Below are 14,263 nucleotides of genomic sequence, written 5' to 3'. Positions count from 1 at the left end.
CTCGACGCCGTGCACCGGCGCATCGTGTGGCGGCGGCCGCTGGACGCCGGGGACCTGGCGGGGTGAGGTCCGGGACCCGGCGGGTCAGTCCTTGCTCGCCGACTGCCAGCTCATGTTCCAGCCGTACTCGATGTCCGCCGCCTGCTGCTTGAAGACACCGGGCGCCGGCAGGAGGTACTTCGCCTCCCGCCGGACGATCAGCTCCCCGCCCACGTTCTCGATCAGAGCGATCGCGGCCACCGGCGACGGGACGGTGCACTCGTCCAGGCGCACCTCGATCGGCGGACCGACGGGCGGATGGAGCGTGGCGACTCCTTGGAGCCCCGCGAAGCTAGCGGCCCCGGAGTAGATGACCACGAACACCAGGAGGCGCTCGATCTCGGCCGTGTGATCAAGGTTGATCATGAGGTTCTCACCGGCCTCGCTCGCACCGGTCCGGTCGTCGTGGTCCAGCTGGACGTACGGCGGCCGGTGGAAGGAGCCGAACTGGTTGTCGATGGGATGGACGATCCCCTTGGTTCCGTTCCGCAGCTCCCACAGGCAGGAGAGGTCGAGGTCCACGTCCTCCAGCCGGACGGCGTCCTGCCCCTTCCGCATCCAGCCGCGCGGCGGCACGGCGGCGCTCCACGTGAGGTTGACCCGCATGCCCCCTGAGGTGGCCCCCTGCTTGGTCAGCGACACCGAGGGGGCCGCCTTCGTCAAGGTGATCTTCGACAGCCGTACCGGACGGGCGGGCACGGGCGGATCCACCGCCCGCTGGACCTGCACCGGCACCGGCGGAGGTGGGGTGGTGGCCAGAGCCGGGGCCGGGGTCGGGGCGGGATCGTCGACCGTGATCCCGAAGTCGGTGGCGAGCCCGGCCAGCCCGGAGTCGTACCCCTGGCCCACCGCCCGGAACTTCCACGCGCCGGCCCGCCGGTACAGCTCCCCGAGCACGAACGCGGTCTCCGTCGTGGCATCCGTCGCGTCGAACCGGGCCGTCTCGACGCCGCTCCGCGCGTCCAGCACGCGTACGAAGAGTCCGGAGACCTGACCGAACGTGCCGTCGGTGGAAGCCGCGACCACCACGGTTCCGATCTCCTCCTCCACCCCGGACAGCGTCACCCCTATCGTTTCGAGCACGCCCGTGCCGTCCTGGCGCCGTCCCTCGTGGCGCACGGCACCACTGGGGTGCACGGGTTGGTTGTAGAACACGAAGTCGTCGTCCGACCGCACCTTGCCCGCTGCCGTGAGCAGCAGGGCCGAGACGTCCACATCGGGCGCGCCGGGACCCGCTCGCCACCCCAACTCCACCCGGACCGTGGCGCTCGGCACCGGTACGTTGGCACCCTTCCGCATGGACATGCGGTCCCCCCTCGCTCAAGGTCTCCCACTCCCGCAGCGTACGAGGATTTGCCGCGCCGCCCTCCCGGAAGTCGGCGATTGCTCGCCCACCGGGGGAAGTCGTGGGGCCCGGCATGATGGGGCGGTGATCACCATTCATCTGAAGTACGAGATCGACGTCGACAAGCTCGCGGAATTCGAGGAGTACGGGCGCCGTTGGGTCCGGCTGGTCAACCGGTTCGGAGGCACCCACCACGGCTACTTCCTGCCCAGCGAGGGCGACAGCGACATCGCCTACGCGCTCTTCTCCTTCCCCGGCTTCGCCGCCTACGAGCAGTACCGCACGGACAGCATGTCCGACCCCGAGTGCCAGGCCGCCTTCGACCTGGCGCGCGAAACCCGCTGCATCAAGCGGTACGAGCGCCGTTTCCTGCGGCCGCTCGAGACCCCCGGCCACTGAAACCTCCGGTCCGGCGCCCGCGCGCGGCGGCAGGGGAGAGGGCGCCGGACCGGCCCTGCCCGCGGGGGCGCGTCACCCCTCGCGGTCCAGGACGCGACGGGCCGCCTCGGCCTCCGCCGCGGGCGGCGACAGCTCGTCGAGCGTGTCGAGCTCGTCGTCCGAGGCCAACTCCCGCTCCCAGGCCGCCGCGAGCCGCTCCTGCTCCTGCGGCGGTCTGCTGGTGACGGCCTCCTGCTGCTGCGGTCCCAGAGCCGCGAGGAAACGCCCGACCGCGTCCGTCGGCATGCCGTACTCCTTCTCGCCGTGGGGGAGGGCAGCGGCGATCGCGCTGCCGTGCCCGGCCCAGGATGGCGAACCGGTCCGGGTCGGGCGGTTCGACACGGCGGTCCGCCACCCGAATGCCGCGCCGGGGTCCGCACGGGTCGGCCGCAGCCGACCGGGCGCGGCTGCGCGTCACACGGGCGTGGAACTCCCGGCGCGCGCCGCACGCCCCACCTCCCGGGTCCGTTCCTGCTCCCGCTCCCGCTCCTGCTCTCGACCCGTGGGGCGGTCCGGCCGGAACCCGACGGCCAGGACGGCCGCGCCGATCAGCGCGAACCCGGCCGTCCAGAGCGCCCCGACGTGCATGGCGTGCAGGAAGGCGCTGTCGGCGGCCGCGGCGAGCCGGGTGTCGTGCGTGGCCACCGCCACGTGCCGGGCGAGTTCGGCCGAGACCCGCGCGGGTTCCCGTACCGGATCGGGGAGGCCGGTCAGCGAGCCGTCGATCGAACTCCGGTAGACGATCGAGGTGATCGTGCCGCCGGCCGCGATGCCCAGCACGCTGCCGGTCTGGCGCAGGGTGCTGTTGACCGCGCTGCCCGCGCCGGACCGCTCCAGCGGCAGGGAACCCAGTACCGCGCCCGTCACGGGAGCGATCACCATGCCGATCGCGGTGCCCTGGACCAGCACGACCGCCGCGTACCAGACGATCGGTGTGGCCGCTCCGAACAGGGCGAACGAGCCCATCGCCGCGGCCGCGACGGTCAGCGCGATCGAGGAGACGAGTCGGACGGAGGTCCGTCGGACCAGCCGGACGGCGATCGGGGAGCCGACGATCACCCCGAGGGCTCCCGGGAGCGCGAGGAGCGAGGCGTCCAGCGCCGAGTACCCGCGTAGGCCCTGCAGGTAGAAGGCGAGGTAGAAGGATCCGGCCGTCATGGCCAGGAAGACCGCCATCAGGGTCAGGTTCCCGGCGGCGAAGCGGCGCTGTGCCAACAACCGCGGGTCGAAGCTGGGATGGGCGATCCGCAGCTCGACGACGACGAACGCGGCGATCAGCGCGCTGCCGACGAGGGCGGATCCCCAGACGCGCGGCTGGGCGAAGGAAGCGTCCTGGCCGGCGCGGATCAGGCCGTACGCGAGGATGCCCAGGCCGCCGGTCGACAGCAGCAGTCCGGCCGGGTCGAGGCGGCGGACCTGCGGGCTGCGGGAGTTGGGCACGTACCGGGCGATGAAGCCGAGGCCGAGGACGACGACGGGCACGTTGACCAGGAACACCGATCCCCACCAGAACCGCGCGAGCAGTACCCCGGCGAGGATCGGCCCCGCGGCGAGGCCGACGCCGGCGAAGGACGACAGGGTGCCGAAGGCGGCCGGGCGCTGCGCGGGCTGGAACGTCCAGCTGACCACCGCCATGGTCGCCGGGACGAGCAGCGCGGCACCGGCTCCCATGACGGCCCGGGCGGCGATGAGTTGGCCGGGGGTGGTGGCGTAGGCGGCGAGGGCGGACGCGGCGCCGAAGAGCGCCATGCCCGTCAGCAGCAGGTTGCGGTGGCCGAACCGGTCACCGAGCGAGCCCCCGGTGAACATCAGGCCGGCGAAGACCAGCGTGTAGGCGCCGGTGGCCCATTGGAGCTCACCGGGGGTGGCGCCTAACCCCCGGACGGGGTCCGAGAGCGTCTCGAACGCGGTGGTCAAGATGGTGCCGTCGAGCCAGATGAGGAGCTGGGCGAAGACGAGGACGCCGAGGATGAGCCGCTGACGGCCCGGTGGTGGGGTGGACGACGCCGGTGACGTTGCCGAGGACATGCGTGACTGCCTCCGAACCGAGGTGAGTTGGCTTTTGGGGGGTGCGCATCACGGAGCACGCGACGGTGGCGCGCCACCCAAGAATCGTCAAGTACTTGACGATTCCCTCATCGTGGCAAACTCGTAAAGTACCTGTCAATCATGAATTCGGAGGTCGTCCGATGGGCGAGCAGAGTCACGGTCGGGTGCTGAGCTTCGTGGTGCGCCACGCCTGGCTCAGCATGCGGGCGGCGATCGGGGCGGAGCTGGAGGAATTCGGGCTCACCGTGCCGCAGTTCGCGACCTTGATGATCGTGGGAGAGACCCCGGGCATCTCGGTGGCCCAGCTGGCCCGCCTGGTCGGGAGCTCCCGCCAAGCCGCCAACGAGATGCTCGCGGCGCTGGAACGTGACGGCCTGATCGTCCGAGCCCCGCACGCCACCGACCGCAGGACCCACCAGTTGAGCCTGACGGAGCTAGGACGCGCGCGCTACGAGAACGCGCTCCCGGCCGTCCAGCGGCGCGAGGCCGAACTGGAGGCGGGGCTGACGCCGGAGCAGTGCGAGGCGGCGTTCGCCTGGATGTCGGCCATGTCGAACGCCTGCCAGGAGGGGCGTGGAAACTGACCCGGCCCGGGGGCCCGGCCCCGGGGCCCGGCCCGAGGCCCTGGCCCGGGGGCTCCGGGGTCCCGGCCGAATGCGGCGGGCGTCCGGGAAGGAACGCCGGCCGTCCGGCTGCCCGGCAAGGGCTTCGACGCGGGGCCGACGTCGTATGACGGTTCGCGTCCGTCCGCGACCGTTCGCGCGGGCTCGCGCAGCGGCCCTCGTCGCCCCTCAGGACATCCGGTCCACGTTCCACATCGGCAGGCCCCGGAAGAACTCCACGGCTTCCGCGCGCCAGTACGGCTCCCAGGACGCGGCCTCTGCAGCGGCTGCCTCCGCGTGCCGCCGGATCTCCGCCTTGAGCCGCCGGTCCACGCCGGCGGCGCGGGCGATCTCCCTGATCCGGCCCAGGGTTTCGTCCGGGCAGCCGGGATCGCCGAGCGCGGCTTCGACGAGGGCCGCGTCGGCCCCGGTCGCGGCGGCCAGGGTCGCACGCACGGCGTAGGTGCGGCGGCCCGAGCGGATGTCGGCCCCGGTGGACTTCACCTCGGCCGCCGGGTCGTCGCCGGACGGGCCGAAGAAGTCGAGGAAGTCGTCGCGCATCTGCTCGGACACCCCCACCAGCCGGGAGTAGCGGTGAAGTCGGGCGCGGTGTGGCGCCGGATCCCCGCCGGCGGCCAGCAGGCCCATTGTCAGCGGCGCCAGGATCGAGTACCGCGCGCTCTTGAAGTCGGTGACGGTGTGCAGGAACTCTTCGTCGGGCAGGGTGTGGGAGTCCCGCTCCAGGTCGGCGATCTGCCCGGCCACGGTCTCCGCGGCGGTGCGCGTGTGCACGCCGAGCAGGGCCTGGCGGAGTTCGGCGGGGACCTCGGCCTCCAGCAGCACCTGGGTGGACAGGAACGCCGCGAGGTCCCCGGCGAGCATCGCGAGCCCGAGGGCCTTGGCGCCCTGGCCGGGGAACTCCCGGCGGTACGCGTAGTACGTCGAGGGGCCGCCGCGGCGCAGGGGTGCGTCGTCGATGATGTCGTCGTGGACGAGGCCGTGCGTCTGGAGCAGTTCGATGCTCAGTGCGGCCTCGGCGAGCCCCGGTACCTCGTCGGTGGTGACCAGTCGGGCCGCCTCGTACAGCAGGACGACCCGCAGCCGCTTGCCGCCGCGCATCGAGAACTCCCGCAGGAGTTCCAGGCAGTGGGGGACGTACCGGCTGGGCACCGGGACGTCGAAACGCTCGCCGAGGCCGGCGAAGTACTGCTCGAACCGGGCGTCGAAGCGGATCCGGTGACCGGCGACGCGTTCCAGGGTGGTGGCCGTGACGTTGACGTGCATGAAGATCAGTATCGATCACGGCCCCGGCTGCGCGGATCCGTTCCAGCGCGCCGGGGGAGTCCCCACCTCCTCTCGCGGCAGGAGCCCGCGAACGGCTTCATCCGCCCGAGGGCGCGGCGGAGAGACAGGCCCGCAGCTCGGCTTCGCCGGCGTTGCCGCCCGTGCACATGATGGCCACCCGCTGCCCGGCAAGGTCGTCGCGTGCGGCGAGGAGCGCCGCCAGCGGTGCGGCGGCAGCCGCCTCGGCCACCGTCCGGGCATCACGCATGAGCAGCCACTGGGCCCATCGGATCTCGTCATCGCCGACCAGCTGGAAGTCCGCGAGGTGCTCCCGGAACAGACGTTGCGTCAGCTCGAAACCCGACCCGGTGGCCAGGCCCTCCGCCGTCGTGGTGTTCGGACGCTGGACGCAGCTGCCCGAGCGCCAGGAGTCGTGCGCGGCCGGCGAGCGGCGGGACTGCACCGCGATGACGCGGCAGCGCGGGCTGATCGCCGCCGCCACCAGGCAAGCGGCGGCGGCGCCGCTGCCGCCACCGACCGGCACGATGATCGCGTCGAGGTCCGGCTCCTGCTCGAAGACCTCCAGGTACGTGGTGGCCACGCCCGCGATGAGGTCCGGCTCGTTCGCCGCGCTGACCAAGCGCATCCCACGCCGGGGCGCGAGCTGCTCGGCGTGGCGGCGGGCCTCTTCGAAGTCCGCGCCGTGTTCCACCAGTTCGGCGCCGAGGCGCCGAACGGCCTCGGCCTTCAGCGGGTTCGGGTTCTTCGGCATGACGATGGTGCAGGGGACGTGGAAGAGCGCCGCGGCATGGGCGAGGGACTGCGCGTGGTTGCCGGTGGAGTACGAGAGAACGCCCCGTGCACGCTCGACGGGGTCCATCCCGGCCAGCAGGGTGACGCCTCCGCGGACCTTGAGGGCGCCGGTCGGCTGCAGGTTCTCGTGTTTGACCAGGACGCGGATGCCGGCGCCGACGGTGGCGTCGAGGGCGGGATAGGAGAGCAGAGGGGTCGGGGACAGGTGCGCGCTCTGCAGACGACGCGCGCGAAGGACGTCGGAGATCGTGGGACTGTGCATGCCCTCATGCTGCGCAGGGCCCAATCCATAGGACAAATGCCAGTTTCCAATGACTTCATCGATATCATCGATGAATGTTCGACGAGAACCGACTCAGGGTGTTCGCCGCCATCGCACGCGAGGGTTCGGTGACGGCTGCCGCCGCGGCGCTGCACTATGCGCAGCCGTCGGTCAGCCACCACCTCGCCCGGCTCGAGGCCGAAGCCGGTGTGCCGCTCGTCCAGCGGGCGGGCCGTGGCATCCGGCTGACCGAGGCCGGCCGACTGCTCGCCGATCGTGCGGAGGAGATCCTCGGCCGGATCGAATCGGCCCGGACCGAACTCGCCGCCCACGCCGGGCTCAGCGCCGGACGGGTCCGCCTCGCGGCGTTCCCCTCCGCGCTCGCCACGCTCGTACCCGCGGTGGCCGCTGCCTTCGGCGTCGCACACCCGGACATCGAACTGGCACTGACGGAAGCGGAGCCTCCCGAAGCCCTGGCGGCCCTACGGCGCGGCGAGGCCGATGTCGCCTTCACCTTCCACCACGGTGACGGTCCGCCCGGTGGCCGCGAGGGCCACACCGTGACACCGATCCTGCACGAGCCGCTCTACGTCGTCAGCCGGGCCGGCGCGTCCTGGCCCGGCCCCCGCACCGACCTCGACACCTACCGCGGACAACGGTGGATCGCCGGCTGCGAGCGGTGCCGTTCGCACCTGCTGTCAGCGTGCGGGAAGCGCGGCTTCACTCCTACGATCGCCTTCGAGACCGACGATTACGTCGCGGCCCAGGCACTCGTGGCCGCCGGCCTCGGCGTCAGTACGCTGCCCGGCCTCGCCCTGCGCGCTCATCTCCACCCCGGCGTGCGGATCGACCGCCTACCGGACGACCACCGCTTCGTCGACGCCGTCGTCTACGGCGCACCACCGCTCCCGGCCCCGGTCGAAGCCTTCCTGAAGGTCCTCAAGGAGACGGCCCTCCAGCCGGTGCCATGGCCTTGACGGGCCGGACCCGCCGGGCGCCGGACCCGCCGGGCGCCGGACCCGCCGGGCGCCGGACCCGCCGGGCGCCGGGAAGCCGGGTCTCCGGTGAAGGCGGACTACCCGCCCTGCGGAGCGGCCCGAGGGTTCTCCACCCGCCGCACGGACCTTCCGTAGACGGCATCAATCCCACCAGAACGTCCAGTGGGGGTTGCCCAGCAGCGCTTGCTCCGCGTAGAGCCGGATGCTCTCGTACCCCTGCCAGATGGTGTCCGGGCAGAACGCGAAGTGTTCCGCGGCGACCGCGAGCGCCTCGTCCAGTGACTGCGGTGGAGCTGCCACGGACAGGTCCAGCCGCGCGGACGACAGGGCGACCACCCGGGCCCCGAAGCGGTCCTCCCAGGAACGGAGAACCGCACACAGCCGCGCCACGTCGGTCACGTGGTTGACCGGCCCCGACCAGCCGATCGCCGCAGGGAGGTCCGCAGGCCGGCCCACCGGGACCAATGCGAGCCGAGGGCTCTTGAGCCAGGGCCCGATCAAAGCATCGGCAACGTCCCCGGCGGTCGCCTCCGGATCCACCGGCGTCCCTCCTACCGACGCAAGCCCGGGCCAGTGACCGGTGAACGGGGCGATGGTCTCGCCGGCGTCCTCTTCGTCTTCGTTCTCCTCGGTCTCCGAAACCGCCGACTCCCAAAGGGTCTGGAGAACATCCTCGACCTGGTGATCGCCGGGATCCGACATCATGCCGGGATCCAGCTCACCGCCCCACCACTCCTCACTGCCCGGTTCGTCCTGAAGGAGGACGGGCTGCAGTCCCACCGCATCCCGGACCGACCGGTACCGTGCCCAGGCGCCGGGCACCGCGGTCCCGTCGGCCACCCAGAGCAGCGGCTCACGCCAAGGGCCGTCATGGGTCTCGGTCACCAGAGAGCCCGGGGGTAGGCCGAGGACCGCCGTTTCGCCCGTGGGGTCGGTCAACAGCGCCGTCGGCGGCGTGGAACGCGTCGTCATGCGCGTGAAGGTATCGGCCCCCACTGACACCGACGGAGGGCGCTCCCCCTCTCTCCATCGACAGCGGCGGAAGCCCTCCAACACGGCAAGGCCGGGGGACGGGAGCCGGACTGGAGGTGAGGGCCGCGCAGGTTTACCGGGCAGACTGTTCCCAGGTGATTGAAGTCGAGGGGGAGCAGTGTCGCGGAGGGTCTGGGTGTGGGCGGGGGCAGGATGGTTGGCTCTCGTGTTGTTATGTGGTGCGCTCACTCTTTACCTGGATGAATCGGAGAGTCCTGGTCCGATGTCGACCCACTGGGAGCGGGGTCCCGACCCGAGCGGCACGCCTTCGGGCTGTCCCGCCCCGACCCCAGGGGCCGAGGACATCCCACCCCCCTGTTCCTACTGGGAACGCGGTTGACCGATCGTTCCAGCCGTTCGGCATGCAGGCAGGCGACCCGAGACCCGGAACGGGATGCGGTGCGTGCGCAGCTCATAGCGGTCGAGCGGCGCGTTCTTCACCCTGGCCCCGCGTGTCACGGGCGCCGCAGCGGCTACTCCACCGCGCTCGCATGCGGACGCCTCGGCTCCGCCGCAGCCACCATCATGGAGGTCGACCGCCACCGGTTCGGCCGGGGCGCCGCCGCCCGCCGATTCCCTCGAGCGTGACCGGGCACGGCGCGGAGCGCCCCTTCAGAGCCGGTCGACGCCAAGGGCAGCGAGGCCGCGCCCGCCGCGCGCCATCGAGTCGGTGGCGGCATTCGGCGAGGCTGTCCCTGTTGGCGGGGACGCCGGTGGCGGCCGAGGCGACGGCCCGGGCCGAGCTTGCCGCGGGCGAGGAGCAGGATGGTCAGCGCGGTGGCGGCGCCGCCGGTGGGGAGCGCGGCCAGGACACCGGGGTAGGCGGCGAGGGCTGCGGCGAGCGCGGTTCCGGCTGCCTGCCCGGTGCCGACCGACAGGATCAACCAGGCGTACGCCTCGGTGGTGCGGGAGGCGGAGGCGAGATCGTCCACGGTGTGGAAGCCGTTGGTGATGATCAAGGTGAAGAACAGGCCCGGTATCGCCGTGAGGGCGAAGGCCGTGCGGGGGCCGGGCTGGGCCAGCAGGGGCGCCCAGCCGAGGAGGAACAGGGCGCTGGTGGTGATGAGTTGGGACTTGGTCGTGCCGGGCCATGCCCGGCGTGCGTAGATCAGGCTGCCCAAGAAGCTGCCGGTGGAGAACACGGCAGGAAGCAGTCCGCAGAGCATGGCCTGCCCGTGGGTGCCGGCCATGCGTGCGGCCCACACGTTCATCGCCCCGAACGCGAACCCCGTTCCCGCCAGCGCGGTGAACAGCAGCACCAGGCCGGCGCTCATCAGCCGTCCTCTTTCGGTCACCCCGGTGGCAGGACGCCAGGCCTGCGACGGTGCGGCGGTCAGGACGACCGTCGTGCCCGCGAGCCCGAGGGCGGCGGTCGCGGCCAAGGCGGTGTCGGGCCCGTGCGTGGTCGCCAGCCACGAGGCGAGCAGGGGGCCGGCGATGTAGAGGAGTCCCTGAGAGCCGGTGTCGAGCGCTTGGACGACTCGGCGCCGCCCCAGGTCAGGCAGGACGGTCGGCCAAAGCGCCCGAAGCCCTGCCTCCAGCGGCGGTGTGACCAGACCCGCGAGCCCGACCACCGCGGTCACCGCCGCGGGATGCCCGCCCACCCCGATCGAAGGGAGCGTCGCCAGGCAGCTTGCGTTGAGCAACACCGCCGGTGTCGATACCCGGGTTTGACCGTAGCGGTCCATCAGCCTGCCTTTGACCGGCTGGGACAGCCCGGATGCCAGCCCGTAGAGGGCGGTGAGCATTCCGGCGAAGGCCAGCGACCCCCCGCAGCCGGTGATCCACAGGACGAGCCCCACGGGCACCATGGAGTTGGGCAGGCGCCCGATCAGGGTGCCGCCGAGCAGGCGGACAACGTGTCGGCTGCCCAGTACGGCGCCGTACGTGGCGAGCGGCGGGGCAGTGGTCGGGTGTTCGGCCAGGGTCAACAGGGCAAGGCTTTCCATCAGAGGAAGTACGGGACGGGGGCAGGGCCCGGACTGGACCAGGGGGCCGTCGTCGTCGCGTTCACACGCTGGTGACCGGAGGCGCTGCGACCACGGGAGGGGTGCCAACGGCCGGTTACCCGGCCGCGGTGCGGGGTGTGTTAAGGCGGGACCGCGACGGCTACCTCCAGATGCCGGCCGATCTGTGCGAGGTCGTGGAGATGGTGGCTATTTTGCGCGGAGAGCAACCGCGGGCGACGGCGATCTCACGGCAGGCCCGGGCGTTCAGCGTGGTTGCCCAGATGGCGCAGGTGTCGAGGAACCCAGTGCGGGGAGCGTAGCCCGCAGCCGACCGGTCACCGCGGAACTTGTGATCTTCCGACAAGACTGCGGGAGCGAGCCGCAGTTGTGGCGGGTCGGCGACGTCGGTGCGGACGCACGCGCACAGTGCGGCGCACGGAGGACGACCGGTCGGCGGTCCGACGCGGCCGACCACCCGCGCCGTCGACCCCCTGAACAACTTCTCGGCCCCGGCGGGATCTGAAGTGCGGCGGACGGCCACCGCAGAACTCCGGTGGCCGTCCCGTTTCGCCAGCCCTTTCCGCCACACCAGCAACGAACATCAGCTGGACCACCAGGGGCCGGTGAGCCTGTCACCAGGGCACTGTTCCACCGTCGTCGAAGAATTCGCCGGTCGGTCCGTCGTCGGGCAGGGTCGCGAGGTGGATCGCGATCGCCGCGCCCTGGTGGGGGGTGCGGACGCCCTGGAAGCCGTTGAGGTCGGTGGCGGTGTAGCCGGGACAGCCGGAGTTGATCAGGATGTTGGTGTCGCTCAGTTCCTTGGCGTATTGGACGGTGATGGCGTTGAGGAAGGTCTTGGACGCCAAGTACGCAGTAGGAACCGGGCCCATGTCGATGCCGGGCGTGGTCTGCAGGGTGAGCGAGCCGACGCTGCTGGACATGTTCACGATCCGTGGCGATGCCGAGCCGCGCAGCATGGGCAGCATCGCGTTGGTGACGCGGATGACCCCGATCACGTTGGTTTCCACGACGACTCGTACGGTTGCCGGATCGACCGTGGTGGGCATCTGCGGCATATCGCCGGTGATCGCCGCGTTGTTGACCAGGACGTCGAGCCCTCCGGCGCGGTCGGCGATCAGCTCGGCCGCGGCGGCCACACTCGCGTCGTCCGCCACGTCGAGCGGGACGCCGAACGCGTCGGTCCCGGCTGCGCGCAGCTTCTCCACCGCGGTGTCGCGGCGCTGTTGATCCCGCGCGCCCACGCCGATGCGCCAGCCGAGAGCGCCCAGGCCCGCCGCGATCTCGTATCCGATTCCTTTGTTCGCGCCGGTCACCAGCGCGATCATCTGTTCACTCATGTCTTCAAGCGTGGCGCGGACTCGGTAGGGACGTCCAAGACCGACTGGGTGGGCGGCGATACCGTACGGATATCGGTCGTGGTGGGGGTGCCGGATACGATGACGCGGTGGAGACGCGGGAGTTGAAGTACTTCGTCGCCGTCGCGGAGGAGCTGCACTTCGGGCGGGCGGCGCAGCGGCTCGCCATGGCGCAACCACCGCTGTCGCGGGCGATCCAGCAGCTCGAGCGGCGGCTCGGGGTGGTTCTGCTGCACCGCACTGCTCGCGCGGTCGCCTTGACCGAGGCCGGGTCGGTGCTTCTGCGGGAGGCCCGGGCCGCACTCGACGCGGTCGAAGCCGCCGAGCGCCGCACCCGCCGCGCAGCTGCCGACCCGTTCGGTGTGGTGCTGGCCACGAAGGCCGGAGCCTCCAGCGAACTGTTGTCGAAGCTGCTGGCCGCCTACGCCGCCGAGCCCGGCGCGGTCGCCGTCGAGGTGATGCTGTGCGGGCCCGGCGAGCAGGAAAGGCTACTGCGCGACGGGCGTGCCGACGTCGCTCTGCTCCAACAGCCCTTCGACACGACGGCCGGACTCGACACCGAGGACCTGCACACCGAACAGCAGGTCGTGGTCCTGCCCGCGGGGCACCCCTTGGCCAACCGACCCCGCGTGTCGATGGCCGAGGTCACCACCCTGACGGACCTGCCCCTGCCGCGCTGGCCTCGACGGGGCGGGGGCCATCCGGACGGGCCTGGCCCGAAGGTCCGCGACCACACCCAACTGTTCCAGCTGATCGCGCTCGGACGGGCCTGCGCGGTCGTGCCCGAGTCCCTCCGGGCCCACCTGCGCGACGATCACGCGACGGTGCCGGTGTCGGACGCACCGGCTGTCACGACCGTCATCGCCTGGCCACCGCACAGCAGGTCCAAAGCCGTAGCCGACCTCGTCCGCACCGCGACGCGCCTCTAGGGCCGTGCATCGAAAGCACGGACAGGCCGGGCGGGGCGATGGGGCGATGCCCCGGTCCGGCTCGTCCGCTCGCTGCTAGAGCTCGAGCTGATACTGGTGTGTTGTGTGCGTGGGTGTGTAGGCGAAACCGTCGTTGATCTGTCTCATGTGCGTGTTGCTGTCGGCGGTGTCGGTCAGGAGGCCACCGAGGTCCGGATAGTCCCTACGGGCCTGTCGGATCGACTCGGCCTTCATCCATCGGCCGAGGCCGTGTCCACGGTGCTCGGGCAGCACACCGGTGCCGTAATGCTGGCCGTCACCTGCGCCGTTGCCGGGGATGACGAGTTCGGTGAACCCGGCGATCGAGCCGTTCGAGGCGTCGATGGCGACGACGGTGTGCAGGTGGTCGCCGCGCTGTTCGACGGCCTTAGCGGCGGCCCGCACACGGTCCACGTCCCAGGTCACGGTGCCGTAGTCGGTGTCGTCCATGGGCATGTCGTCCATGGCGCGGCGAGACGCGGCGAACGTCTGGGCGAGGTCGTCGGGGACGGTTCCCTGCCATGACACCAGCCGGTAGCCGGGATGCGGACGCTCGATGATCTCGGCGAGGACGGCGGTATCCACGTCAGCCAGTGGCAAGCGGGTGAACCTCAAGGTGAGGACCTTCCGGAAGCCGCGCGCTGCCAGAAAGCGGTCGCCGGGTGATCCGGCTTCCGCCTGCGCGACAACGCAGCGTCGGGCGTTGTCTCGGGCGGTCGCCATGGCGGTGTTGAGGAGTCGGGAGCCGACGCCCTTGCGGCGCTCCGCGGGATGAACACGCAGGTCAAGCTCGGCCAGGTGCTCTTGTCCGCCATCGAACAGGCGCAGAAAGGCGGTCCCGGCGGGGAGGGAATCCGCGTCCGATGCCAACCAGGCAAGACGCCGGCCGTGCGGCTTGTGAGCGGGGTCGGTCAGTGGGGTGATGCGGAGGGACAAGGTGTCTCCGTCGTGAGGAGGTGGCAAAGGTCAGTACGCGAGCTCAACTCCCTGGCACTCCTGCGCATGTGCTCCACACCTCCTCGTCGACAGCGCCGGCCTGCCCGTGCAGGCGGCTGGGCGAACCTAGCTGGCGGATTGGTTCCTGGGCAACGGGTTAACGAAAGGCGGTGCGCGCGTGTGGCCACAGCCA

At 71.5% G+C, this 14,263-nt stretch carries 13 protein-coding genes; 4 read left to right on the top strand and 9 right to left on the bottom strand.

The window, feature by feature from the left end:
* Positions 1–84 precede the first annotated feature (84 nt).
* Positions 85–1,344 (bottom strand): TerD family protein, encoded by a 1,260-nt coding sequence (locus OG207_RS03760; RefSeq protein ID WP_329095852.1) that lies wholly within the window; start codon positions 1,342–1,344, stop codon positions 85–87.
* Positions 1,345–1,468: 124 nt separating this feature from the next.
* On the opposite strand from OG207_RS03760, the gene OG207_RS03755 reads away from it, so the two are divergent.
* The gene (locus OG207_RS03755; protein ID WP_329095849.1) at positions 1,469–1,783 is read left to right on the top strand and encodes an NIPSNAP family protein; all 315 of its coding nucleotides are present in this window, start codon (positions 1,469–1,471) and stop codon (positions 1,781–1,783) included.
* Between the two features lie 72 nt (positions 1,784–1,855).
* Here OG207_RS03755 and OG207_RS03750 read toward each other — a convergent pair whose 3' ends face one another.
* Positions 1,856–2,068, bottom strand: coding sequence for a hypothetical protein (locus OG207_RS03750; RefSeq protein ID WP_329095847.1), 213 nt, complete (start codon positions 2,066–2,068; stop codon positions 1,856–1,858).
* Between the two features lie 168 nt (positions 2,069–2,236).
* Positions 2,237–3,850 carry an MFS transporter gene (locus OG207_RS03745; protein WP_329095845.1) on the bottom strand — a complete coding sequence of 538 codons (1,614 nt, stop codon included), beginning with the start codon at positions 3,848–3,850 and terminating at the stop codon, positions 2,237–2,239.
* A 161-nt stretch (positions 3,851–4,011) separates the two neighbouring features.
* Between OG207_RS03745 and OG207_RS03740 the strand changes: the two genes are divergently transcribed.
* Positions 4,012–4,455, top strand: coding sequence for a MarR family winged helix-turn-helix transcriptional regulator (locus tag OG207_RS03740; RefSeq protein WP_329095843.1), 444 nt, complete (start codon positions 4,012–4,014; stop codon positions 4,453–4,455).
* A gap of 207 nt (positions 4,456–4,662) precedes the next feature.
* Here OG207_RS03740 and OG207_RS03735 read toward each other — a convergent pair whose 3' ends face one another.
* On the bottom strand, positions 4,663–5,757 hold the full coding sequence (locus OG207_RS03735; RefSeq protein WP_329095841.1) for a polyprenyl synthetase family protein: 1,095 nt from the start codon (positions 5,755–5,757) through the stop codon (positions 4,663–4,665).
* Positions 5,758–5,854: 97 nt separating this feature from the next.
* Positions 5,855–6,832: a threonine ammonia-lyase gene (locus tag OG207_RS03730; RefSeq protein WP_329095840.1), complete on the bottom strand. Its 978-nt coding sequence runs from the start codon at positions 6,830–6,832 to the stop codon at positions 5,855–5,857.
* Positions 6,833–6,906: 74 nt separating this feature from the next.
* Here OG207_RS03730 and OG207_RS03725 point away from each other — a divergent pair, with 74 nt between their 5' ends.
* The gene (locus tag OG207_RS03725) at positions 6,907–7,809 is read left to right on the top strand and encodes a LysR family transcriptional regulator (protein ID WP_329095838.1); all 903 of its coding nucleotides are present in this window, start codon (positions 6,907–6,909) and stop codon (positions 7,807–7,809) included.
* A gap of 162 nt (positions 7,810–7,971) precedes the next feature.
* Here the strand turns inward: OG207_RS03725 and OG207_RS03720 are convergent, their stop codons facing one another.
* The 3 genes from OG207_RS03720 to OG207_RS03710 form a co-directional block, all read right to left on the bottom strand.
* Positions 7,972–8,802, bottom strand: a complete 831-nt coding sequence (locus OG207_RS03720) for a DUF4253 domain-containing protein (RefSeq protein WP_329095836.1) — start codon at positions 8,800–8,802, stop codon at positions 7,972–7,974.
* Positions 8,803–9,335: 533 nt separating this feature from the next.
* Positions 9,336–10,811 carry an MFS transporter gene (locus OG207_RS03715; RefSeq protein WP_329095834.1) on the bottom strand — a complete coding sequence of 492 codons (1,476 nt, stop codon included), beginning with the start codon at positions 10,809–10,811 and terminating at the stop codon, positions 9,336–9,338.
* A 632-nt stretch (positions 10,812–11,443) separates the two neighbouring features.
* Positions 11,444–12,169, bottom strand: a complete 726-nt coding sequence (locus OG207_RS03710) for an SDR family NAD(P)-dependent oxidoreductase (protein ID WP_329095831.1) — start codon at positions 12,167–12,169, stop codon at positions 11,444–11,446.
* A 107-nt stretch (positions 12,170–12,276) separates the two neighbouring features.
* On the opposite strand from OG207_RS03710, the gene OG207_RS03705 reads away from it, so the two are divergent.
* Positions 12,277–13,116, top strand: a complete 840-nt coding sequence (locus tag OG207_RS03705; RefSeq protein ID WP_329095829.1) for a LysR family transcriptional regulator — start codon at positions 12,277–12,279, stop codon at positions 13,114–13,116.
* Positions 13,117–13,191: 75 nt separating this feature from the next.
* Here OG207_RS03705 and OG207_RS03700 read toward each other — a convergent pair whose 3' ends face one another.
* Positions 13,192–14,070, bottom strand: a complete 879-nt coding sequence (locus OG207_RS03700; RefSeq protein ID WP_329095828.1) for a GNAT family N-acetyltransferase — start codon at positions 14,068–14,070, stop codon at positions 13,192–13,194.
* Positions 14,071–14,263 lie beyond the last annotated feature (193 nt).

This window comes from Streptomyces sp. NBC_01439, from assembly GCF_036227605.1.
GTDB lineage: Bacteria > Actinomycetota > Actinomycetes > Streptomycetales > Streptomycetaceae > Streptomyces.
This window is presented reverse-complemented; position numbering and strand designations above follow the sequence as displayed.

Coding starts and splice junctions, on each gene's coding strand:
- OG207_RS03710 (WP_329095831.1), bottom strand. CDS start 12,169: ATGAGTGAACAGATGATCGCGCTGGTGACCGGCGCGAACAAAGGAATC.
- OG207_RS03720 (WP_329095836.1), bottom strand. CDS start 8,802: ATGACGACGCGTTCCACGCCGCCGACGGCGCTGTTGACCGACCCCACG.
- OG207_RS03715 (WP_329095834.1), bottom strand. CDS start 10,811: ATGGAAAGCCTTGCCCTGTTGACCCTGGCCGAACACCCGACCACTGCC.
- OG207_RS03735 (WP_329095841.1), bottom strand. CDS start 5,757: ATGCACGTCAACGTCACGGCCACCACCCTGGAACGCGTCGCCGGTCAC.
- OG207_RS03740 (WP_329095843.1), top strand. CDS start 4,012: ATGGGCGAGCAGAGTCACGGTCGGGTGCTGAGCTTCGTGGTGCGCCAC.
- OG207_RS03745 (WP_329095845.1), bottom strand. CDS start 3,850: ATGTCCTCGGCAACGTCACCGGCGTCGTCCACCCCACCACCGGGCCGT.
- OG207_RS03730 (WP_329095840.1), bottom strand. CDS start 6,832: ATGCACAGTCCCACGATCTCCGACGTCCTTCGCGCGCGTCGTCTGCAG.
- OG207_RS03725 (WP_329095838.1), top strand. CDS start 6,907: ATGTTCGACGAGAACCGACTCAGGGTGTTCGCCGCCATCGCACGCGAG.
- OG207_RS03760 (WP_329095852.1), bottom strand. CDS start 1,344: ATGTCCATGCGGAAGGGTGCCAACGTACCGGTGCCGAGCGCCACGGTC.
- OG207_RS03750 (WP_329095847.1), bottom strand. CDS start 2,068: ATGCCGACGGACGCGGTCGGGCGTTTCCTCGCGGCTCTGGGACCGCAG.